Below are 22091 nucleotides of genomic sequence, written 5' to 3'. Positions count from 1 at the left end.
CTAAGATTAAGAGTGGTAGGCTGTAAAAATAGATTTAATCAGCCCAATAATGCCCAGCACAATGGCTGTGGCGCCTTGCCAATCCAGTGCAGTGTTACTCAGTAGATACCAACCTAAACTGATTAACGCTAAAGAGACGATAAGTACGGCGCCCATGCGCATAAGGTGTTGTTGATGACGTTGTTTACTGCGTTGCTCAAGTAATTTTAAGCATTGTCTTTCTAGTTTTTTATGCTGATTACTCATCGAGGGTGGTGTTGGGGGGTTAGGCGTTTCATTTCTATCCATGAGAACTACCTCTCTCTTAGCCTTAGCAGCTACAGCCCTTTAAATCTTACCCAGTGTTGCTATTGCTTATAGCCACTCATCAGTTCAATTTATTATTTTTGTCACGAACTGGAGATAGCATACTCTTTCTTATTGTTCAAGCCATTTAACTTAACTGCTCTCTATTAAGCCAGTAGATTTGCTTGTTTTTGAATACAGTTGGCACTCGCTGGCCATTAATCTACAGCATAAAGCTGTTCAAACTACCCACAGTAAAAAGCACTCTTAACTAGCCTAGCTATTCAGTACTGCTTCTTGACGCTGTTGCAAATACATTAAATCGACAATCTCACCTTGTGGGTTATAGCCATCCACATACTTAACTAATAAGCGGCGAATCTTTGCACAGTCGCCCTGCTCGCTGGCTTGCCAAAGCTCTTCTAACACTTTAAAAAACTCAGGCCAGGCAAGGTATGTCTCATTGGCGCGCATAATCATGGGGTGCGAAGTTGAAGCAACATTGTCACCAATCAATAGCTCTTCGTAGAGCTTCTCGCCGGGGCGTAGACCGGTAAATTTAACTTCAATTTCACCATTAGGATTTTTCTCATTGCGTACGGTAAGGCCGGTGAGATTAATCATTTTTTCAGCCAGCTCTGCAATACGTACCGGCTCGCCCATATCTAAAACAAAGACATCCCCCCCTTGTCCCATAGAGCCTGCTTGAATCACCAGCTGGGATGCTTCAGGAATAGTCATAAAGTAACGAGTGATATTAGGATGGGTCACCGTTACTGGGCCACCTTGGGCAATTTGTTGGCGAAATAACGGGATAACAGAACCAGACGAGCCCAGTACATTACCAAAGCGGACCATGGTAAAGCGAGTGCGATTACTAGCTAAAGTAAATTGGCTAAAGCTTGTAAGCGGCCCCTTTTCTTGACTAAGTGCCTGCAGCACCATTTCGGCTAAACGCTTAGTACCGCCCATTACGTTGGTTGGCCGTACCGCTTTATCGGTTGAGATTAAAACAAAGTTTTCTACTCCTGCAGCAATGGCTGCTTCGGCGGTATTCAAGGTGCCAAATACGTTATTAAACACCCCCTCCGCACTATTGTGCTCAACCAAAGGCACATGCTTATAAGCGGCGGCATGGTACACCGTATTTACTTGCCAGCGCTGCATCACTTCTAATAGATGTTCAGGCTCCCGAATCGAACCCATAATAGGCAGCAGTCTAATATCAAGAGCCTGCTGCTTGATGACCTGTTCTAGCTCGTGGTGGATTCGATATAAATTGTATTCTGCGTGTTCGTATAAAATCAGGGCCTTAACCCCCGCAGTTACAATTTGCCGGCACAGCTCTGAGCCAATTGAGCCGCCCGCCCCAGTAACCAACACCACTTGGTCTGCAATGCAACGCTTAAATAACTCAGTATTTGGCTCTACCGCATCTCGCCCTAGCAGATCGGCAATATCAACTTCTTGTAAATCCTGCACCTTAACCTTGCCGCTAGCTAAATCCATAAAGCCAGGAATAGATAATACATGCACTGGGTACTGCTCTAAGTCAGCTAAGATTTCTCGGCGGCGAGCGCGGGGGGACGATGGCATCGCCAGTAATACTTGGGTTGCGCCGGTGTCATTAAGCATTTGCTCGATATGCTTGGGTTTATAAACTTTTAACCCGGCAATGGTGCGGGTGGCAATATTGTCGTCGTCATCAATAAAGGCAACTGGCTGCATGCGTTTGTCCATACGCAAAGCATGGGCCAACTGATTACCCGCCGAACCAGCGCCATAGATGGCAACCCTTGATAAAGAGGCTTTGTTATTACTTAGTAATGATAGGGAGCGACGGCTAAATAACTCACCAGAAAAGTATTCGCGCAGCACTAAGCGCGAGCCACCAATCACCAGTAAGCTGATCCACCAATAGTTAAAAACAAAAGAGCGTGGGATAGGCGCAATCGCATCGCCGCGCCAGTAAATCACCAACGCGACTAATAACGCTGCTATTGATACGGCTTTGGCAATGCTGATCAGCACTTCTTGGCCTAGGTAACGCATCACAGCGCGGTACATACCAAAACGAATAAATACCGGTAAAGTGGCCAAGGGAACCGCCCAAAATAACCAAAGATGCTTTTTGATTACAATTTGGGTTTCGTCAAAGCCTAAGCGCACAACAAAAGCTAACCACAGCGAAAAACAGATTAAACCAATATCGGCAACAACCTGTAAGATTCTTTTATTGCGACGTCTCAGCCCTAACAACCATTGGCGCATGCCCATCCCTCTTTTACTCCAATCTGCCTACCTAAATCATACCTACCAGTACACCACGCTCAAATGGAATTAACCAATAGCTAAGGTCATTACCTGTTGCAGCACCTCACAGGTCTTATCTAGCTCTGCTGCGGTCAAGGTTGGATGAACTAAAAACATTAAGCTGGTCTCACCCAGTTGCTTGGCATTGGCTAAACGCTCCGCTGGCCGCCAGCCGGTGTTATCAAAGGCTTTTTCTAAATACACTTCTGAGCACGAGCCGCTGTAACAAGGTACGCCCCGCTCGGTTATGGCGTTTAGAATACGATCCCGATCCCAGCCTTCAGCTAATTGCTCAGGCTCAACAAAAACATAGCACTTATAAGCTGCGTGGCGAATATGAGCTGGAATCGCTGGCACACGCAGACCTTTAAGCTGGCTAGCGGTGCTCCAAATCTGCTGGGCATTGGTTTGGCGCTGTTGTTGCCACTGTGGCATTTGCTTTAGTTGCAAACGGCCAATCACCGCCGATAACTCAGTCATTCGCCAGTTGGTACCAAAGCTTTCGTGGAGCCATCTAAAGCCTGGTGCGTGTTCACGCTCGTAGACTGCATCCCAACTTTTGCCGTGATCTTTGATTGACCACATTTTTTTCCACAGCGCGGTATCGTTGGTGGTAACCATACCGCCTTCGCCACCGGTGGTCATAATTTTGTCTTGGCAAAACGACCAAGCACCCACATGGCCAATCGAGCCAACTGGCTGGCCGTTATAGAGCGCACCATGGGCTTGGGCACAATCTTCAATTACCCACAGCTTGTGCTGTTCGGCTAATTGCATAATGCCGTCCATCTCACAAGGCCAACCTGCTAAATGCACGCAAATAATGGCTTTGGTTTTATCGGTTATCATCTTGGCAATGCTGTCAGGAGTGATGTTTTGGCTGTCTAGGTCAACATCGGCAAATACCGGCACTGCACCAGTATTAACGATACTAGAAGCCGAGGCTAAAAAGGTGCGTGAGGTAACGACAACCTCATCACCTGCTCCAATCCCCATGGCAATTAAAGCCACATCAAGGGCTACGGTGCCGTTAGCTAAAGCAATCGCATGTTTAGTGCCGGCAAATTCGGCAAACTCTTGTTCAAACTGACGACCTTCTTGGCCAGTCCAGTAGTTAACTTTGTTTGAGAGTAAAACATCGCGAACGGCATTGGCCTCTTCTTCGGTGAAGGATGGCCAAGGCGAAAAAGGTGTATTGAGCACTGTGATTTCCTATGCTTGACAGGCAATAAAATAAGCTAAGCCGTAGCTTACATGAATGGAGTTTAAGTTTACTCGTTTTATTTAGCTATTACAGCTATCGCGACAAGCCCACGCACGCTATTGTTTTTTATACACAGATTTTGGCTCATTAGATGGAGGATCAAGTCCGGCACAACGATTGAGGTGATGTGATATGTGCACTGAACGAATGCACATTAGCAATGTAGGGCTTGCACTGAAGCTTTACTCACCCTTTCCTCACGTACTTCCTTTCTAACTCGTCGTCCTGGGCTTGACCTAGGCCCTATATTTTAGCTTGATAAATACCGTGCCTTGGTTTATTAGGTGGCCGGAGTAAATCAGGCACGATATAGAAGTAATCAGCTTTTGAATAAAGGCTTAGCAGGATTACCCACTACTGTCATACTTCCCGCAACATCTTTTACCACTACTGCCCCTGCACCTACTGTGCAATTGGCTGCAATATTAATGCCTTGCTTTACTGCTGCCCCAATTCCTACCCACGCCTCTTTACCAACAGAAACATTACCTGCTAGATGCGTACCTGGGCTGATATGCACGCCATCGGCAATTACGCAATCATGATCAATGCTGGCAGCGGTATTAATGATGCAGCCACGTCCTATTTGCGCAAAGGGATTAATCACTGCACCTGCAAATACTACGCTTGCAGGTTGCAAGTTGGCGTAACTACTAACGATAGCCCGAGGGTGAACTAAGGTTACTAACTTAGCCCCTGCATCTTGTAGCTGCTGTATTTTTGCAAGGCGTATTGCGTTATTGCCTATTGCTACGGTCACTGCTGCAAAGTTTGCCGCTTGCTCTAATAAGTTATCGGTGATGCCAATCACTGGCCAGTCTTCATTGTTTTTCACGCTTGGATAGGCATCATCAAAAAACACACACTGGTAACCCAAGAGTTCTGCAGTTTCTGCTACCACTTTGCCGTGCCCGCTGGCCCCTAAAATGGCTAAGGTTAGTTTTGGCGTACCGGTAAACTTGCTCATGGTCGCCTCACCTTCGGCACTAATCCCATCGCGGATAAAGACTTTTTTAATAGTGAGGAAGATGATTTTAATATCTAGCCACAGGTTTTGATTATCGACGTACCAGGTATCTAGCTTAAACTTTTCTTCCCAGCTAATGGCGTTGCGGCCATTGATTTGCGCCCAGCCAGTAACCCCAGGTCTGGCTTGGTGGCGGCGCTTTTGTTCGTCGTTATAGAGCGGTAGGTACTCCATCAGTAATGGCCGTGGCCCTACTAAGCTCATATCGCCTTTAAGTACGTTCCATAGCTCTGGCAACTCATCTAGGCTGCTGGAGCGTAAAAAACTGCCAAAAGGCGTCATACGCTCTGAGTCAGGTAATGGATTACCGTTGGCATCTATGGCATCGCGCATGGTACGAAATTTAACCATTTCAAAGGGCTTGCCATTTAAACCTGGACGCACCTGACGAAACAATACAGGCGAGCCGAGTTTTTTCTTAATCAGCCAGGCCACAATAGCAATGACTGGGCTAAGAATAATTAAACCACAAGCAGAAGCAACAATATCAAAGATGCGTTTAATCATTATTTAATTTCACTTATTTTAAGTGCTAATTTAAATGAAGACTCTTAGCTTAGTTTTACTAAAACTATGAGTCTGAACCGAATAAGTCTCTCGTGTAAACTTTATCTTTTACATCCTGTAAATTATCATCTAGCCGATTAGCCACAATCACTTTACTAACAATTTTAAATTCATCTAAGTCGGTAATTACTCTCGAGTGATAAAAGTGTTCTTCTTGTAAAACAGGCTCATAAACCACCACCTCTACACCTTTAGCTTTTAAACGCTTCATAACTCCTTGAATTGCAGAAGCTCTAAAGTTATCAGAACCTTCTTTCATTACTAATCGATAAACCCCAACCACAGGAGCAGTATCAGTTTTTTGCAGAGAGTTTAATTTTTTGAGGATATTATCAGCTATAAAGTCCTTGCGAGTACGGTTTGCATCAACAATTGCTTGTATAATATTATTTGGCACCTGATCATAATTAGCGAGCAATTGCTTAGTATCTTTAGGTAAGCAATAGCCGCCATATCCAAAACTTGGATTATTGTAATGACTACCAATACGTGGGTCTAAACCTACCCCCTCGATAATTTGGCGGCTATCTAGCCCTAAAGCTTCCGCATAACTATCCAGCTCATTAAAATAAGCAACACGCATAGCTAGATAAGTATTGGAAAACAACTTAACTGCTTCAGCTTCAGTGTTATCTATTAATACAATTGGCACATCCTTTTTAACAGCCCCCTGTAATAATAGTTCAGCAAACTGTTTTGCTCTAGTTGAGCGTTCTCCAACAATGATTCGTGATGGGTAGAGATTATCGTGCAGTGCCTTACCCTCTCGCAAGAACTCAGGAGAGAATATTATATTTTGAGTGTTAAAACGTTGCTTAACATCCTCAGTGTAACCCACTGGAACTGTTGATTTTATAATCATTAGGGCTGTAGTGTTAACTGCCATGACTGCTTCAATAACCACCTCTACATTACTAGTGTTGAAGTAATTAGTTTTAGAATCATAATCAGTAGGAGTAGCAATAATTACGAGATCAGCATTAGCATAAGCTTCACTTGCATTTAAAGTAGCTCTAAAATTCAAGCCGCCTTTATCTAAAAATCTCTGAATATCCACATCTTCTATCGGAGATATTCCCTCATTAAGTTGAGCTACCTTTTCAGGAATAATATCGACTGCTATGACTTGATTATTTTGCGCCAGCAGTACTGCATTAGATAACCCCACATAACCTGTACCAGCAATTACTATATTCATTACTTCAACCCTTTATATGTTTTATACCAGCATACAAACTCTGCAATGCCCTGTTCAATTTCCATTGCTGGCTTATAACCCACTGTAGATTCCAGCCTAGAAGTATCAGCATAAGTACGAGGCACATCGCCTGGCTGCATATCTAAATATATCTTTTGCGCAACTCGACCACATGCACTTTCTATAGCATTAATAAAACGCATAAGCTCAATAGGCTGATTGTTACCAATATTAAATAACTCATAAGGAACAGTACTTGCAGGTACAACATTTTGAATACGTATTATGCCTTCAACAATGTCGTCAATGTAAGTGAAGTCGCGCATCATTTTGCCGTGGTTAAATACTTTAATGGGTTTATCTTGCAAAATGGCTTCGGTAAATAACCAAGGTGCCATATCAGGCCGCCCGGCTGGGCCGTACACAGTAAAAAAGCGCAGCCCTGTTACGGGTATTTGATAAAGTTTGGAATAGCTATGAGCCATTAATTCATTGGATTTTTTAGTGGCTGCGTACAGCGAGACGGGGTTATCGACTTGGTCTTCTTCACTAAAAGGGATTTTATCATTCATGCCATACACTGAGCTGGACGAAGCATAGACCAAGTGCTGTACCTTATTGTGACGACATCCTTCCAGAATGGTCATCATGCCCACCAAGTTGCTGTCAACATAGGCAAAAGGGCTCTCAATGGAATAGCGCACGCCGGCTTGGGCTGCGAGGTGAATCACACGATCAAACTGTTCAGCTTTAAATAATGCAGCCATACCTTCACGGTTAGCTAAATCTAACTCAACAAAAGTAAAGTTTTTAAAAGGCAACAACTGAGCAAGACGATGCTGTTTAAGTTCTGGCTCGTAGTAATCGTTTAGGTTGTCTAAGCCGATGACCTTATGGCCTTGCTCTAGTAAACGCTTGGCGGTGTACATGCCGATAAAACCAGCAGCGCCAGTTACCAGATACTTTAGCTTTGATTCGCTTAACATTAAAATCTAACCCTCTAAATAAATTTTGATAAATATCTAATTGCTGTTAAATAATTTTCTCAATGGTAGTTGTCCTCTGAAATACTCAAGCTACAACTAGGCTGACACATAGGGAAACTTCCCTACAAGCCCATGCCATCAAGCATCTGCTTGTTCACTATTCCCACATAGTATTTCTGCTCGGCAATCTCACGTGAGCGCTTGCCCATGGTGGCGATAAGCTCTGGCTGCTCAATGAACTTGACCATGGCGTTAGCCAGTGCGGCTGCATCTTTAACCGGCACTAAAAAGCCGTTTTCGCCGTGCACCACGGTTCCGCGGCAACCGGGGGCATCGGTGGTGATGATGGCGCGGCCCATGGACATGGCTTCGAGCACGCTGAAGCGTGATTATAGTTAGGCTACATCAAAATCCAATCAGCTAGTTGATTGCTTTGCTTTACGGCATCAAAGCGTTCTTCAGCTAATTTCCTACTTTCAATCCCCATTTCTTGCACACGCCTAGGGTTTTCAATCATCCAAACCATTTTGTCAGCAAGTTTTTGCGCATCCCAAGGTGGCACAAACAATCCGTTCAAACCTTCGACCACTGTTTCTCGACAGCCAGGAACATTGGTTGTAATAATAGCTTTGCCACAAGCCATAGCCTCCTGTGTACTAGCAGGCACTCCTTCACGATAAGAAGGCAGGACATAGACATCATGTTGGCGAAGCCACTCATCAACGTTGCTTACATGGCCTGGATACTCGATAACTCCTTTACTTTTAAGCACTTCAAGCTCCTTGGGTTTCAAACCACCTGGGTTTTCCTCATCAATTTTTCCAAGCACGGTAAAAGTTGCATTAGGGTATTTGTTTTTTACTAATGCTGCTGCCTCAACGTATTCATTAATTCCCTTTTCGGCTAATAAACGGCCAATGAAGAGAAAGCGCAAAGCACCTTCTGGCATATTTAGGTTTTCATAAGCTGAAAACCTTTCTAGATCAACACCTATACCACCAAGCAAACTTAATTTTTGTGCTTTTATTGAGTGCTTTTCTAATAAGTCTTTAGGATCATCGGGATTAAGAAATATCAAATTTGTAGTTCTTGGCAAGGCTATTCGGTATAAAAAAACCTGTACAAATTGAATTAATTTTTGTTTTTTTGAAAAGCCAGTTGGTTGGTTAGTAAAGCTATATCCTAATCCCTCAAGCATAGCAATGCGGCGTGGTACTTTTGCAAGCCATGCCGCCAAGGTGCCCCAAATAACCGGCTTACTAAAAAAAGAAAATACAGCATCGGGCTGCTCTTTTTGAAACTCTTTATAGAGGAACTTCAAAGTTTGTAAGTCATGAAAAGGATTAGTGCTGGAGCGTGAAAGCGGGTAGGTTCGGCACTCAACGGCTAATTCATCTTTTGCTCTTTGCACAACCTCTTCATCAACATCGCTTAAATAAAAAATTACTTTGCAGTTTCTATTCTTAAGCTCTTTTAAAAGGTGGTACCTGAAGCCAAAAATGGAAGAGGACACGGTGCCGATGATAATAATTTTTACCTGCATTCTTTGTCTCCCCAAACCGCATGATACTTTTCGATCATAGTTCCAATACTAAAGTTTTCTTCTATGCGCTGGCGGCAAGCTAGCTTACGCTGCTGCCAAGTCTCTGGGTTGTTCTGCTTTTCTAACAAAGCTTGTTCAATTGCATCGGCCAGGTCTTCTGCATTGCGCAGCGGTACAACCCAGCCGGTATCGCCCACAATCAACCCCGCATCGCCTACATCCGTTGCAACACATGGGGTGCCACAGGCCATTGCCTCAGCAACCACATTAGGAAAAGCCTCACCAAAGGAACTTGATAAAATATGTACATCCATAGCATTCATCAAAGCGGGTATATCGGTACGTTGGCTCAGTAAAAGCAGGTTATCTTGCAACTGGTTTTGCTCTATCCAGCCCATGAGTTCAGCATTGTGCTCATCCATATTCGGGCCAATCAACAAAGCGCGAAAATCCACGTCTTTATTTTTTAATATGGTGAGAGCTTGCAGTAAATTCTTATGATCTTTTTGTGCATTAAATCGCCCCACCTTACCTAGCAGTGGCATATCAGCCTCTATACCTAATGTTTGTCGTGTTTCAGCGCCTAAGGCTTCATTTACTCGGAAGTGAGACAGCTCATAACCATTACCAATGACTACCATCTTTTCTTTTTTGTAGCCTAACTCGGCATGCACCTGCGCTGCACGCTCGGCGCAGCAGACTATTTTTGTGGGCACAATAGCTGAAATTTTTGCACACAGGCGTGCTATGACAATAGTGGCCTTGCTTGATTCGCCAGGTACCAAATCAGTATTGCGAATATTCCAAAATACATTTTTGATGCCAGCAAGCTTAGCAACCAAACCACCAATAAAATCGGCATGGTACATCCAGGTTTGCACCACATTTGCCTTATGCTTTCGCAAGGTTTTCCAGAGTGTTAACACACCACCCATTGTAAGCCTGCCTTGAGGCATGTTAAGGCAGACCACCTCTATGCCTTTTTCTTCAAGTAATGGGCCGTATTTGCCCATACCCATTAGCGAAACAACCACGTGCTTATGGTGGGTGTCGTTAGTTACTAACCGATAAAGCACGGCTTCGGCGCCGCCGTTGTTAAGGCCAGTGATGATGTGAGTTATCTGCATTAATTAAATCTTTCCAAAACGTGTTCATATTTATTGATGGCTTTATCAAAGCTAAAAAATCCTGCCCGTTCAGCCAAACTAAACTGGTTTGGGTTTAATAGAACATCTTCAATTGCAGTGGCTAAACCCTCTATATTTACAGGGGGCACAAGTTTGCCATACTTGCCGTAATCCAAAATTTCCCGTGGGCCGCTGGGGCAATCAAAACTCACTACGGGTGTGCCTAGCACAATGGATTCAATCAAAACATTGGGGAAACCTTCATAATTTGAGGTTAATAGCGTAACTGCCGCATTGCGGTAGTAAGGGATAACATCGGTTTGAAAGCCTTCAAAATCCACTCTGCCTTTCAGCCCCAACTCTTCAGCTTGTTTTTTTAAATTCTCTTCTAGGGGGCCTTGGCCAACAAACTTTAGGCGTAATGTTGGGTGCTTTTCAGGGAGCAGTGCAAACGCACTAATGGCGTGATGAAAAGCCTTTACTTCGGCCAACCGCCCAACACACAAAATATAATCACGTGGTTCTTGATTTAAGCGCGGCTTGTTTTCATTGGCGAAGTGTTCAATATGAGAAGCCACTGGGTTGTGAATCACAGTGCTTTTTTCTTTTAAAGCAGGAAAAACAGACAATAAATCCTTTTGCATTTCGTAAGATTGGTTAACTATGCAATCAAGCTGTTCTATCGGATGGCCACCTACAAGCAAAGACTTTACTTTTGTGAACAACGAAATTTTCTTTTGGCTGGCTTCGCTAAATATACTGATATTTCGGCCAATTAGTTTTAGCCGCAACCTAAATAGCTTTTTTAATATCACAACCAAATCAATTAGCTCATATTTAAAAATTACTAATTGCTTTGGTTTGTTTTTAAGAATGTACCAAAGCAAAGCAGGAGCCGCATAACGAGCACGCCCGGCGTTTAAATCCACAAGGTTTACTTTTGGGCTTAGGCGGTCAATATAGCTTTTATCCTTAGTATGTAGCACAAGCAAGTCCACCTGCCAGCCACGTTCAGCTAAGCCATTGGCGATGTTTACGCAAACGGCCTCGGCTCCGCCGTTGGAGATGGTGCTAACGAAAAAAGTAGTTTTTTTCACCTATATGCAACCCTGCTTAATACATTAAAAAAATAAAGAACAAAAAACATAAAAATAAGAACAAATAGACCATTCATCAAATGAGGTGGTTGAGCATAAAGCGCACCCATAAAAGAAATTCTCAGGGAGGCATATACCAAAAAAACATTCCTGAGCTCGATAACTTTAATCAATGATAAAAAATAATCTAAACGTTTTAAAAACCAGCCAAATAACATACCAACGAAAACAACCCCAAATACATTAAATTGCATTATACCTAAAGTTAATATATCAACAGGAATACCGCCTGTTACACCATCTTCTCCCTTAATAGCACCCTGAAGTAATCGAGTATTAGCTTGACTAGCTGTTTCATAAATTCCAGATGTCCAAGAAGAAGGCAGCAAATGCATAGGAGCCATCAAAAAATCTAAAAAACCTCTGTATAAATAACCTTCATTAAGTTGAATATAAAAGCCACTAAACAAATGACCTATCTCTTTTATTATAAAATAACTTAAAGAATCACCGCCTTTTATATTAAAAACATTACTAAGGCTAAAAATAAAAAATAAAGACAACGGTACAGAAACTAAAACCATCATTAGCAAAAAGTTTAAATTTATCTTTTTACCATATAGAAACGTTATAACAAAAACGCCTAAAAAAATTAAAAAACCAACTCTCCCAGCATAACTATAGGATAAATATAAAGAAAAAATAAGAGAAATAAAAAACAATATACTTACAGAAAAGACTCTATACCTCCTCAGAATTAAAGAAAAGAACATATATGAAGCAAAGTAAGATAGTGCACCAAATGGTTGTAAAAAAGAGAACTTATTATTTATTTCAAACAAACCAGATCTAATTTGCCTATTGTACTCCAAATATTTAGCGAACCCACCAAAAGCACTTACATATAAATATCTTAGTGCGAAGGACAATATCATGATAAAGATAGCAAAATAAAATATTTGCTTAACACTTAAATTATACGTTCTATTTGCTAATCTGACATACGAAGAGGCTCTTCCTATTTTTAACTTCCACCCAAATACAAAAGAAAAAATTAAGCAAAGAGTCAAAAAACTATGAATCCACCAATAATTTGAGTTATTATAAACAATATATGAATTATTAAAGGATCCACCACTATCTAAGTAGCTAAAGATATAAAAAGCCCCTAATCCATGAGCCATTCCAATTGCCAAAAAAAACCATGATGCTAGGGATATGTAGCCTAATTGCTTTTTATTATTAAAGGCAAAAGCCATGTATACCGAAACAGCAAAGACTAAAAAAGTGAAAACATAGCTAATCAAAATCATTGCTTCTGCTCATTACTGAATAGACGGTTAGTGTCCGTAGCAACATAAGCGTTATGTATCTTTAGTTTCATTTCAATTTTTTACACTAAATGAATTTATCAAATCTTCAACCATCCACTCTTGCGGATTAAACTTACCTTCGTGCCAGTTTAATTCTACATCCCAATAACCTGGACATGGATCATAAAACTCAACTGAAAATCCATAGCAAAACTCAACAAGCTTAGGCTCGTTAGCTTCATCAAATACAAAATCAAAGCCTATAGATTGTGCACCTATTTTTTTGTTCACTTCAAAAGCAATTTGTATGCAGCGCTCATCAATCTCAGCAGGTTCAAAAACAACATTACCGCTACCAGAAGCTCTGAAATCGTTTTCTCTAACTAGGCGTTTTACAGCGAACGCTTTGCCATCAATTATTATCACACGTATATCACTATCGTTATTCGGCATAAACTCTTGAAAATACACATAGCCCTTTTCAGGTGCTTGCTGTTTAGCAAATTCAGTAGTAATAAACAGTCGTCCAATCCCTTTTAAAATATCGATAAAGCCTGCTTTGCCTTCTTTGAACTTTCTTATTCTTTCCTTGAGCCCTGCGAAACGATCAAATTGCGAAAAACCACGCCCAAATGCACGCTGAATAAGCTTGTTGCATTCTTCTTGTGTTTTCACCAACTTAACGTTTGCTGAGCCCGACCCGCCCTTAAGCTTAAACACCTTTGGGTAACTGGTTGTGCTTGCCCAGTCTAACGCTTCCTGCTTATCGTAAAACACATAACTAGGCACTAAAGGAGCTCCTATTGCTTCTAGCAAATACTTTTGCGCAACCTTGTCATCAAAGTGCCAACCCGTTTTGAAATCAGGAAACACTTTTACACCAGCATGTTCGAGGGCAAATAAAATGCGCTTGGCGGTTAGCACATCTTTAAATTGTTCATGGTGATGGTGCCACATAAAGGCATCGCAATCGCTAACTTGCTGGATAATGTCGCTATCAAAGGCATCTACGATTTTGTAATCAATGCCTTTCTTTTCACAGTAAGCAATCCAGCGGTCTGAAAAACTACCTGGGCGGTGGTGGATGGCGAGTTTCATGGTTGTAATCTCATAAAGTTAATTGCCGCATGTCGAATGCTTAATCCTAGTACAGCCCTTGTTAGAACAATGTTGATGGCTGTGCCTAAAAAGCCAAAGAAGTAGATTAAAGGAAAGGCGGCCGCAAAGCCCAAAACGGAGCATATAAAAGTAATGTTTCTTAGCTCTTTTTCTTTTCCTTTTAAAATAAGATAGTTTGTGCCGTACACTGTGCTTAATGCCAGGAAGATGAGTGATGCAGACATTATTTGCATCACCAAAATAGATTCATAAAACTCTTCGGTAAAAAATAGCTTTATAACTAAGGGTGCCGACATGAAAAGAACTAGGCTCCCTATAGCCGCCAAAGCTAAGCTACCTCTTGCATATAAATGGTGTTGGTCTATTTTTCTAGACAAAAACGGAAAAAACACCCGAGATATTATATTCATAAATTGCTGGGCAATATTGATGAACTTGCTACCAGCATCTAATAAACCATTAGCTACGCTGCCACCCATGAAGCCTAACAGTACTACTGAAAAGCTGTTATACAGGTTGGGCATGATATTATTAATAAACACATCGGTACTGCCTTTGATGGTGGCTAACATGGCTTTAAATTGTGGGCGCTTTAGCTTTACCCCCCACTTTCCCAAAATTAAGTACATCGCTCCAGCGCCGCTCAACAAAAAGCCAAGCGAGGTTAGTAAAGGCGGGATAATGTAGTGCTCTTTCTCCGTCACAAATACAAAAACTAGCACGGTAAACAATGCTTTGGTTAGCAGGCTGAAGAAAGTAATGAATTTCATGCGCTCCATCGCTTGGAAGAACCAATCTGGAAACAGAATGTGGCCTGGCACAAGCAAGAAGGTTACGAGCAAAATATCTTTGTTTTCGTTGAAGTAAGGCACCGTGGCAATCAACAGGTAAAGCAAAGCAAAAGAGACCACCGCAAGAAATATTCTTGCCCAAAATACGTTTGAGAAAATTTCAGATACTTTTTCTAAGTTATCCCTATTTCGCGCCACATCTCGGGTGGCGGTGTAGTTAAAGCCCCAATCCGAAACGGTTTGAAACCACACCATCACTGCAGCCGCAAACGCAATTTTTCCGAAACCGTCTACGCCAATTACCCTTGCTAGGTAAGGAATAGTAATTAGTGGGAATACATATCCTGCTATTTGCAGCAGCATTAAATAGCCAAAGTTGCTGGCGAGCACTTTGCCATCTTTGCTTTTTTTGAAGCGTGCTAATAGCGCGTCTAACTGGCTTCTCATTTCAAAAACCGCACATACCAAGGCATCGCCTTCGCAATCCCTTCCATAATTCGGTATTCCGGCGCGTAGCCTAAAAGCGTTTCTGCCTTGTTCACATCGGCTTGGCTGTGGCGCACATCGCCTGGCCTAAAATCGCGGTAAACCGCCTGTTTTGCATAGTTCACGCCGTTTTCTGTTAGTGCACTTTGTATGGCGTTAAATAAATCATTCAGCGTAGTACGATCACCCACCGCCACGTTATACACCTGATTTTTAGCTGCAGGATTATCCGTAGTTGCCGCTAATAAATTAGCCTGCACTGTATTTTCAATAAAACAAAAATCACGGCTGGTTTCGCCATCACCATTAATCAGCACTGGCTCGCCCTGAATCATCGCCGCCGTCCACTTCGGAATCACCGCCGCATAAGCACCATTAGGATCTTGCCGTTGGCCAAACACATTAAAATAACGCAGCCCAATGCAATTAAAGCCATAAGTGCGAGCAAACACATCGGCATACAGCTCATTTACATACTTAGTTACTGCATAAGGCGATAACGGATTACCAATATTGGCTTCTAGCTTAGGCAACGCCGGATGATCGCCATAGGTTGAACTACTGGCAGCATAGGTAAAGCTTTGCACCTTGGCATCGCGCGCCGCCACCAACACATTTAAAAATCCTGTGATATTGGCGCTGTTAGTCAAAATAGGATCATTAATTGAACGCGGCACCGACCCCAATGCTGCTTGATGCAACACATAATCCACCCCAGCGCAGGCCTGCTGGCAATCAGCAAGATTACGAATATCCCCTTCAATAAAAGAAAAACGCGCCCACTGCTCGGCCGAGACTAAGCCCTGCACCTCATCTAAATTATGCTGATGCCCGGTAGCAAAGTTATCTAAACCAACCACCGTTTGATCAAGCTTAAGCAAGGTTTCTAATAGATTAGAACCTATAAAACCCGCTACCCCAGTGACCAACCAGGTTTTAGGTGCCTGCTTAAGAGCCACCTGTAACTGGGCATAAGCGCTAGTAGATGAAGCGTTAGTTGTCATGTCGTTATCCAATACTCAGTGAATCAACGCTTGGTTACCCAGACACAGGCAACCAAGCAAGGGGGGCATTAGCTGTAATTACAGGCGTAAATCTGCCTCATCTGCTGCTAGCAAATATTTAAGGTCATATAAAATATGCTCAGGCTTACCTAAGGCACGAATAGCCGCCGCGCCCATTTGCTTAAACTCATCATGACTTACGGCTAACACCATCGCATCATAGGCGCCCTGCTCTGGGCTAGCTACTGGCGAAATACCGTATTCGCGCTGGGCTTCTTCTGGGTTTACCCAAGGATCAAACACATCCACCTGAATGCCGTAGTCATTTAACTCTTTAACAATATCTATTACTCGGGTATTGCGTAAATCTGGGCAGTTTTCTTTAAAGGTTAATCCCATAATTAAAATTCGCGCGCCCTGCACATGGATGCGCTTTTTCAGCATGGCTTTCACCAGTTGGCCTACCACATAAGCACCCATGCCATCATTTAAACGGCGACCCGATAAAATAATTTCGGGCTGATAACCAATGCTTTGCGCTTTATGGGTTAAGTAATAGGGATCCACACCAATACAGTGGCCGCCAACTAAGCCCGGACGAAACGGCAAGAAGTTCCACTTAGTACCGGCTGCTTGCAATACCGCCTCGGTATCAATGCCCAACTTATTAAAGATAATCGCCAGCTCATTAATTAATGCAATGTTCACATCGCGCTGAGTGTTTTCAATTACTTTGGCGGCTTCGGCCACTTTAATGCTGCTGGCTTTGTGGGTGCCCACGGTAATAATTTCGTTATACAGCGCATCTACCAAATCAGCTACTTCCGGAGTAGAGCCGGCGGTTACTTTTTTAATGTTAGTAACGCGGTGTTCTTTATCACCTGGATTAATCCGCTCGGGGCTGTAGCCGGCGTAAAAGTCTTGGTTAAATGTTAGGCCAGAAACGCGCTCTAATACCGGCACGCAATCATCTTCAGTAGCGCCTGGGTAGACCGTTGATTCGTAAATTACGATATCGCCTTTTTTCAAAACCTTACCGATGGTTTCAGAGGCTTTAATTAAGGGGGTTAAATCAGGCTGCTTATGTTCATTGATAGGGGTAGGTACAGTAACTATAAATACATTGCAATCCGCTAGGTCATCCAGCTTTGCGGTAAAGCAAAGTTGCTTAGCATCTGCTAGTTCTGTATCACTTACTTCTAGCGTTGCATCATGTCCCGCAATTAACTCGTTGATTCTTGCTTGGTTAATATCAAACCCAACAACTGAACGCTTTTTACCAAACTCAACTGCTAAGGGTAAGCCTACATATCCCAAACCTATAACAGCTAACCGACTAATATTACTCATTACTTTACTGCCCATGATATTACTAAACTGGTTTTTCGAGTAAAACCCTCTTTAAATAAATTAGAGTATCTAAACAGGATCCTAGAATTATTTTTACTATATATAACTCTCAAAGTTAGTTTATCATCAGGTATTTCTCTTCTTTCATAACCATAACTTTTCAATAATTTATTAATTGCTAAATCAACATCTACAGCTTGTTCTACGAACTCAAAAGTAACTAGTTTATAAGGAGTACCACCATTATCCACTCCCTCCCTAACTAAAATTGGAGCTTTTCCGAAATCAATCCCCTCACCACCTGGCAAAAAAATCGCAGTCGAACTGGCCTTAGGCGCTACTGCTGGCTGTACGTCATCTAGGTCCGTATCAGGCTTACCACAGGCAACAAGCATTACGGCACTAAAAAATACTAATAAAAATTTAAAGTTCATTTTAAAACCTAAGCTAACTGCAATTTACGTTTACGAATAGCTGCTTTAATTAGTGCAATAAATACACCTAGCATTCCACCCAGCAGCGCACCCATAGCTACTATTAAAGACTTTTTAGGTTTAATTGCACTGCGGGGAGTAACTGCTAATTGGTCAAAACGCGCTAATTTTACATTATCCCAATTAATTTCAATACTTTTTAACTTAGCTAACTCTGCATGAATAGCAGCTAAATCGGCTAAAAACAGCTCATCATTTTCCCGGGCTAATAAGCTTTCTACTTTGCGGTTATTTTCTAGTAACTTGAGTTCTTTGTTAATTTCAACAATACGACTGCTAGTAAAGTCATCATTTTCACGTTGCTCTAAAGCTGTTTTCTCAGCGGTTAATGCCTCCACCCCTAAAAAATATAACGGGGTTTGATCATTATTTACTTCAGTAAGACTTACGTTACTGCGAGCACTTAAACTGGCTAAGCTAGCCCGTGTGGCAGGCTTTTGAATGCCTAGTTGCTTAGCAATTACAATGGCTTCATCAAGCTGCTGAATACGGTTTTTACGGCGGGTTTTCAGCTCCACCTTAATAGCTGCTAACTCATCTTCCAAGCGGGCTTTTTTAAGCTGATCTTTTTCTACTAGCTTTGCAATTTCAGCCTCTTTGCTGATGTCATAGGCTGCTCGCATATTTTGTAGTTTACGGTTTAACTGCTCTACCCTGTTATTAGTTAAAGTCGCCATACTTTGTGAAATACGCTCTTTTTCTAAGGCGATGGCATACTCCACCAAACCGTTAGCAATAGTTACCCCATCAATACCTTTAGGGTACTGCAGGCTGACACCGGCATACTTGGCAAAGCTCTCATCTTTTTTCGCGTCTGGCTTAAGCAGTTTAATGCTGTTTTCATTAAAAGCCTCAAAGGTTTGCTCTAAGGTGCGTCCTTCACGGTCTAGCTCTTTAAATAAATCACGATTTTGTCGAAAAAAGCCTAAACGAGTATCGTAAGATTCTAGGCTAGCCCCCACTGCGGTTAATGCTTCTTCAGGCGTTAATTTATACAGGCCAGCAGCATTTAACTCATCAAGATCTTTTTTCGGGGCAGGCTTAACAATGGCTTTAACCTCATACACTGGGGTTGCAACTACGGCATAGGCTAACGCCAACGCAGTCACCACAAAGGCTACCAGCATTACTGTTATTTTTTCTTGCCAGATCGACTGAGCCAGCTCAAATAAATCAATTTCATCATCAGCGTAACGCGAATTTTCAGCAGAGCTTTGCATAACAGGTTACTACTCCATTTATTAACTCAGCCTTTAGGCTAATCAATCTATAAAAAAGGCACCATTTTGCTACAAATTAATACAAATAGGTAGCGGCCCACACTTAAGCCCTACTAACTTTAATCAAAGTCCACAACAACCCTATGTTTTATAAGGTGTTTTAAGCATTACTTTGATTTTAAGTCTGCTAGCATTAGCTCTGTAGGCTAACTAATACCAGACAAGGAGTCTGCTATGCCCAATAAATTCCCTCAATTTATGCACCACGGCGCAAAAGATGGTGTAACTGGCTCGTGCCATCAGCTACTGCTAGACAGCAATACCAGCTTATTAGTTGATTGTGGCTTATTTCAGGGCGCTGAACTTAGCCCAGATCAACAAGCCAGCGCCCAACAGCTAGCAATTAACTTTGCTATTGACAACGTACAAGCACTGATTGTTACCCATGTGCATATTGATCATGTGGGGCGGCTTCCCTATTTATTAGCTGCCGGCTACCAAGGCCCGATTATTTGCAGCGAACCCTCAGCCAAACTACTACCCCTAGTACTAGAAGATGCCTTTAAACTAGGGGTAAGCCGCGATCAAGCCACCGTTGAGCAATATTTAAAACTGATCGAAAAACGTATTATTGCCCTGCCCTACAACCGTTGGTTACCCATGCTTAATCGAGATGATTTACAGGTTAAAATTCGCTTACAGCGTGCCGGCCATATTCTAGGCTCAGCCTATGTAGAGCTAGATATCCACTACCCTAAAACACAAAACAAGCAACGGGTCATTTTTAGCGGCGACTTAGGGGCGCCCTATGCCCCCATCTTAACCGCGCCCAAGCCTACTAATCGCGCCGATACGGTAGTGATAGAAAGCACCTACGGTGATCGCCTACATGATTCACGCAAAAACCGACGGCAGCGCCTACAACAAGTGATTGAACAAGCCCTAGCTGATGGTGGCACCGTGCTCATTCCAGCCTTTAGCATTGGCCGCACCCAAGAACTGCTGTATGAACTAGAAGACATTATTTACCACTGCAAAAAACAGCCACACCCCTTAACAACCAGCCAACCGCCATCCCTAAGCCAATCCCAGTGCCCGATACGCTGGGCGCAGCTACCCATTATTTTAGACTCGCCCTTAGCCAGCCGCTTTAGTGAAACCTATCGTCAACTACAACCCTTTTGGGACCAAGAAGCCCAGCAACGACTAAAAGCAGGGCGCAAACCCTTAGCTTTTGAACAACTGATTAGCATTGATTCGCACCACGATCACCTACAAATGGTGCAACACCTACAACAAACTAAACGCCCCGCTATTGTCATTGCGGCCAGCGGTATGTGTAGTGGCGGCCGCATTGTGGATTACTTAAAAGCTATGTTGGATAGCCCAGAGCACAACGTGCTGTTTGTTGGTTACCAAGCGGAAGGCACCTTAGGGCGTCAAATACAACAATACGGCCCCAAACAAGGTTACGTAACTATTGATCAACAGCGGATTGAAATTAAAGCCGTAATAGAAACCCTAGGCGGCTACTCGGCCCATGCCGACCAAGCGGGCTTAGTGCGCTTTATCACCGGCATGCGTATTTGGCCAAGTAATATCCGCTTGGTGCATGGCACCCCAGCCGCTAAGCTCGCATTAAAACAACAGCTAGAACAAAAATATGCAGAACGGGGGCAAACGGCAAATATTTGGCTGGGATAAGTGATATTTAAGTAGTGCTATGCAACCTAATAAGAACTGATAGCGCTACTTAGCAGGCCACTAGCTTATTGCTGACTGGTAGCAGCATCCGTTCTAGCTGTTAACTGCCGCCAATACCCCTGCACCTGGGATTTATGGCTATCTAAAATAGTCATAAAAACCGGCAACCAAAAATAAATCCAAAACGGCTGTGGAGAGGTAAACAAGCTATTATTTTCAGTAATTAGCGCGCCCCAGCCAAACAAAGAAACTACCAGCCAAACTGATTTAGCCTTGATTCCACGGTAAAAAAAGTACGCTACAAACAAACAAAACAAGCCCCCACCCAGTAAGCCATTACGATAAAACATGGCTAAATACACGTTATGGGGGTGATCAAACTCACCTAAAATTTTGTAGCCTTGAGGAATATTACAGCCGAGTATTGGATTGCACTCATGTAACAATTGCCGCCATACTTCTTGCCAAATAACCAACCGATAACTAAAACCACGATTAGCTAACTGCTCATCAAAGCCTAAGCCAAATACCACTGCCACCATGGCAACAGCCAGTACTAAACCAATCAGATAAAAGCGCTTATAGATAATTAATCCAATAAAAAACAGACCGTATCCGACCAAAGCCGTGCGTGACTGGAAAATCGTAGTGCAGAGTAAAATCACCAGTGAAAAAACGGCTAGCCCTAAGATATAGCCAGTTTTTTGATAACGCTGCTCTAGCCAAGGTCCTAAAAACAACATCCAGCCAATGAGTAGGCCAAAACACATCAGCATGGCAAAAAAACTGGGGTGAAAGTACACATTCAACCAGTAAGAATAACGAATCCAGCGCGCGCTATGGCTCCAAATCCAGATCCAGTCAGCTGTTATATAAAACAGCATTAACAGGCAGGTTAAGCTAAAGGGCAACAGCCAATACTTTAATCGCCCCTTCCCCTGATCTACCAATACACAGCTAATAAAAAATAGCAGCAAATAAAGACCACGCTTAATCTCTTTTGCTTGCTGCATATCCAGCAGTGAAACCACTGCAACCAAAGCAAATAGCCAGTAAAACTGCTTGATTAACTCAGCAGTCGCTCGATAGTTAATCAGCGAAAAAATGAGGCAAGGCACCGCTAAACCAAGATAAAACACATTATTTACTGCTTTAGAGCTGAGCCCCATATAGTGCGATAGCAAATACACACTGAAACAAAGC

18 protein-coding genes and 2 pseudogenes are annotated in these 22091 nt (G+C 42.7%); 1 reads left to right on the top strand and 19 read right to left on the bottom strand.

Going from position 1 to position 22091, the window contains the following annotated elements:
- Positions 1-6: 6 nt before the first annotated feature.
- The 18 genes and pseudogenes from AKN87_RS11440 to AKN87_RS11360 all read right to left on the bottom strand — a co-directional run bounded on the left by AKN87_RS11440 (position 7) and on the right by AKN87_RS11360 (position 19184).
- Positions 7-288 carry a hypothetical protein gene (locus tag AKN87_RS11440; RefSeq protein ID WP_053105144.1) on the bottom strand — a complete coding sequence of 94 codons (282 nt, stop codon included), beginning with the start codon at positions 286-288 and terminating at the stop codon, positions 7-9.
- A gap of 273 nt (positions 289-561) precedes the next feature.
- Positions 562-2556: a polysaccharide biosynthesis protein gene (locus AKN87_RS11435; RefSeq protein ID WP_408033268.1), complete on the bottom strand. Its 1995-nt coding sequence runs from the start codon at positions 2554-2556 to the stop codon at positions 562-564.
- A gap of 69 nt (positions 2557-2625) precedes the next feature.
- Positions 2626-3801 carry a DegT/DnrJ/EryC1/StrS family aminotransferase gene (locus AKN87_RS11430; protein ID WP_053103522.1) on the bottom strand — a complete coding sequence of 392 codons (1176 nt, stop codon included), beginning with the start codon at positions 3799-3801 and terminating at the stop codon, positions 2626-2628.
- 380 nt (positions 3802-4181) lie between these two features.
- A pseudogene (locus AKN87_RS12470) lies at positions 4182-4784 on the bottom strand (acetyltransferase); the annotation flags it as partial.
- A gap of 18 nt (positions 4785-4802) precedes the next feature.
- A pseudogene (locus AKN87_RS12465) lies at positions 4803-5396 on the bottom strand (sugar transferase); the annotation flags it as partial.
- A gap of 64 nt (positions 5397-5460) precedes the next feature.
- Entirely contained in the window at positions 5461-6654 is a 1194-nt protein-coding gene (locus AKN87_RS11420) for a nucleotide sugar dehydrogenase (protein WP_053103520.1), read from the bottom strand.
- Positions 6654-7640 (bottom strand): NAD-dependent epimerase, encoded by a 987-nt coding sequence (locus tag AKN87_RS11415; protein ID WP_053103519.1) that lies wholly within the window; start codon positions 7638-7640, stop codon positions 6654-6656. The genes AKN87_RS11420 and AKN87_RS11415 overlap by 1 nt, the downstream gene beginning before the upstream one ends.
- A 122-nt stretch (positions 7641-7762) precedes the next feature.
- Positions 7763-7999 (bottom strand): glycosyltransferase, encoded by a 237-nt coding sequence (locus AKN87_RS11410; protein WP_053103518.1) that lies wholly within the window; start codon positions 7997-7999, stop codon positions 7763-7765.
- A gap of 41 nt (positions 8000-8040) precedes the next feature.
- On the bottom strand, positions 8041-9183 hold the full coding sequence (locus AKN87_RS11405; RefSeq protein WP_053103517.1) for a glycosyltransferase family 4 protein: 1143 nt from the start codon (positions 9181-9183) through the stop codon (positions 8041-8043).
- Entirely contained in the window at positions 9174-10310 is a 1137-nt protein-coding gene (locus AKN87_RS11400) for a glycosyltransferase family 4 protein (RefSeq protein ID WP_053103516.1), read from the bottom strand. Before AKN87_RS11400 ends, AKN87_RS11405 begins: the two co-directional genes overlap by 10 nt.
- Positions 10310-11407 carry a glycosyltransferase gene (locus AKN87_RS11395; protein ID WP_053103515.1) on the bottom strand — a complete coding sequence of 366 codons (1098 nt, stop codon included), beginning with the start codon at positions 11405-11407 and terminating at the stop codon, positions 10310-10312. The genes AKN87_RS11400 and AKN87_RS11395 overlap by 1 nt, the downstream gene beginning before the upstream one ends.
- On the bottom strand, positions 11404-12720 hold the full coding sequence (locus tag AKN87_RS11390) for an oligosaccharide repeat unit polymerase (protein ID WP_053103514.1): 1317 nt from the start codon (positions 12718-12720) through the stop codon (positions 11404-11406). The genes AKN87_RS11395 and AKN87_RS11390 overlap by 4 nt, the downstream gene beginning before the upstream one ends.
- A 72-nt stretch (positions 12721-12792) precedes the next feature.
- Complete coding sequence (locus AKN87_RS11385; protein ID WP_053103513.1) at positions 12793-13818, bottom strand: ATP-grasp domain-containing protein; 1026 nt, start codon at positions 13816-13818, stop codon at positions 12793-12795.
- The gene (locus AKN87_RS11380; RefSeq protein ID WP_053103512.1) at positions 13815-15077 is read right to left on the bottom strand and encodes a flippase; all 1263 of its coding nucleotides are present in this window, start codon (positions 15075-15077) and stop codon (positions 13815-13817) included. Before AKN87_RS11380 ends, AKN87_RS11385 begins: the two co-directional genes overlap by 4 nt.
- Positions 15074-16120, bottom strand: coding sequence for an NAD-dependent epimerase/dehydratase family protein (locus tag AKN87_RS11375; protein WP_053103511.1), 1047 nt, complete (start codon positions 16118-16120; stop codon positions 15074-15076). Before AKN87_RS11375 ends, AKN87_RS11380 begins: the two co-directional genes overlap by 4 nt.
- Before the next feature lie 78 nt (positions 16121-16198).
- Positions 16199-17485: a Vi polysaccharide biosynthesis UDP-N-acetylglucosamine C-6 dehydrogenase TviB gene (gene tviB / locus AKN87_RS11370; protein ID WP_408033267.1), complete on the bottom strand. Its 1287-nt coding sequence runs from the start codon at positions 17483-17485 to the stop codon at positions 16199-16201.
- Positions 17470-17904, bottom strand: a complete 435-nt coding sequence (locus AKN87_RS11365; RefSeq protein ID WP_053103510.1) for a hypothetical protein — start codon at positions 17902-17904, stop codon at positions 17470-17472. Before AKN87_RS11365 ends, tviB begins: the two co-directional genes overlap by 16 nt.
- Positions 17905-17912: 8 nt before the next feature.
- Positions 17913-19184 carry a Wzz/FepE/Etk N-terminal domain-containing protein gene (locus AKN87_RS11360; RefSeq protein ID WP_053103509.1) on the bottom strand — a complete coding sequence of 424 codons (1272 nt, stop codon included), beginning with the start codon at positions 19182-19184 and terminating at the stop codon, positions 17913-17915.
- A gap of 234 nt (positions 19185-19418) precedes the next feature.
- Between AKN87_RS11360 and AKN87_RS11355 the strand changes: the two genes are divergently transcribed.
- The gene (locus AKN87_RS11355; protein ID WP_080995560.1) at positions 19419-20888 is read left to right on the top strand and encodes an MBL fold metallo-hydrolase RNA specificity domain-containing protein; all 1470 of its coding nucleotides are present in this window, start codon (positions 19419-19421) and stop codon (positions 20886-20888) included.
- A 65-nt stretch (positions 20889-20953) separates the two neighbouring features.
- On the opposite strand, the gene AKN87_RS11350 is transcribed toward AKN87_RS11355, so the two are convergent.
- Positions 20954-22027, bottom strand: a complete 1074-nt coding sequence (locus AKN87_RS11350; RefSeq protein WP_148561507.1) for an O-antigen ligase family protein — start codon at positions 22025-22027, stop codon at positions 20954-20956.
- Positions 22028-22091: the final 64 nt, after the last annotated feature.

This window comes from Thiopseudomonas alkaliphila (assembly GCF_001267175.1).
Lineage (GTDB): Bacteria > Pseudomonadota > Gammaproteobacteria > Pseudomonadales > Pseudomonadaceae > Oblitimonas > Oblitimonas alkaliphila.
The sequence above is the reverse complement of the archived record's forward strand: the minus strand, read 5'-3'. Positions and strand labels throughout refer to the sequence as shown.

What these genes read in the sequence shown, in the direction of transcription:
- AKN87_RS11405 (WP_053103517.1), bottom strand. Translation starts at nt 9,183, where the DNA reads ATGCAGGTAAAAATTATTATCATCGGCACCGTGTCCTCTTCCATTTTT.
- AKN87_RS11380 (WP_053103512.1), bottom strand. Translation starts at nt 15,077, where the DNA reads ATGAGAAGCCAGTTAGACGCGCTATTAGCACGCTTCAAAAAAAGCAAA.
- AKN87_RS11365 (WP_053103510.1), bottom strand. Translation starts at nt 17,904, where the DNA reads ATGAACTTTAAATTTTTATTAGTATTTTTTAGTGCCGTAATGCTTGTT.
- AKN87_RS11415 (WP_053103519.1), bottom strand. Translation starts at nt 7,640, where the DNA reads ATGTTAAGCGAATCAAAGCTAAAGTATCTGGTAACTGGCGCTGCTGGT.
- AKN87_RS11385 (WP_053103513.1), bottom strand. Translation starts at nt 13,818, where the DNA reads ATGAAACTCGCCATCCACCACCGCCCAGGTAGTTTTTCAGACCGCTGG.
- AKN87_RS11440 (WP_053105144.1), bottom strand. Translation starts at nt 288, where the DNA reads ATGGATAGAAATGAAACGCCTAACCCCCCAACACCACCCTCGATGAGT.
- AKN87_RS11400 (WP_053103516.1), bottom strand. Translation starts at nt 10,310, where the DNA reads ATGCAGATAACTCACATCATCACTGGCCTTAACAACGGCGGCGCCGAA.
- AKN87_RS11355 (WP_080995560.1), top strand. Translation starts at nt 19,419, where the DNA reads ATGCCCAATAAATTCCCTCAATTTATGCACCACGGCGCAAAAGATGGT.
- AKN87_RS11410 (WP_053103518.1), bottom strand. Translation starts at nt 7,999, where the DNA reads ATGGGCCGCGCCATCATCACCACCGATGCCCCCGGTTGCCGCGGAACC.
- AKN87_RS11390 (WP_053103514.1), bottom strand. Translation starts at nt 12,720, where the DNA reads ATGATTTTGATTAGCTATGTTTTCACTTTTTTAGTCTTTGCTGTTTCG.
- tviB (WP_408033267.1), bottom strand. Translation starts at nt 17,485, where the DNA reads ATGGGCAGTAAAGTAATGAGTAATATTAGTCGGTTAGCTGTTATAGGT.
- AKN87_RS11420 (WP_053103520.1), bottom strand. Translation starts at nt 6,654, where the DNA reads ATGAATATAGTAATTGCTGGTACAGGTTATGTGGGGTTATCTAATGCA.
- AKN87_RS11360 (WP_053103509.1), bottom strand. Translation starts at nt 19,184, where the DNA reads ATGCAAAGCTCTGCTGAAAATTCGCGTTACGCTGATGATGAAATTGAT.
- AKN87_RS11435 (WP_408033268.1), bottom strand. Translation starts at nt 2,556, where the DNA reads ATGCGCCAATGGTTGTTAGGGCTGAGACGTCGCAATAAAAGAATCTTA.
- AKN87_RS11375 (WP_053103511.1), bottom strand. Translation starts at nt 16,120, where the DNA reads ATGACAACTAACGCTTCATCTACTAGCGCTTATGCCCAGTTACAGGTG.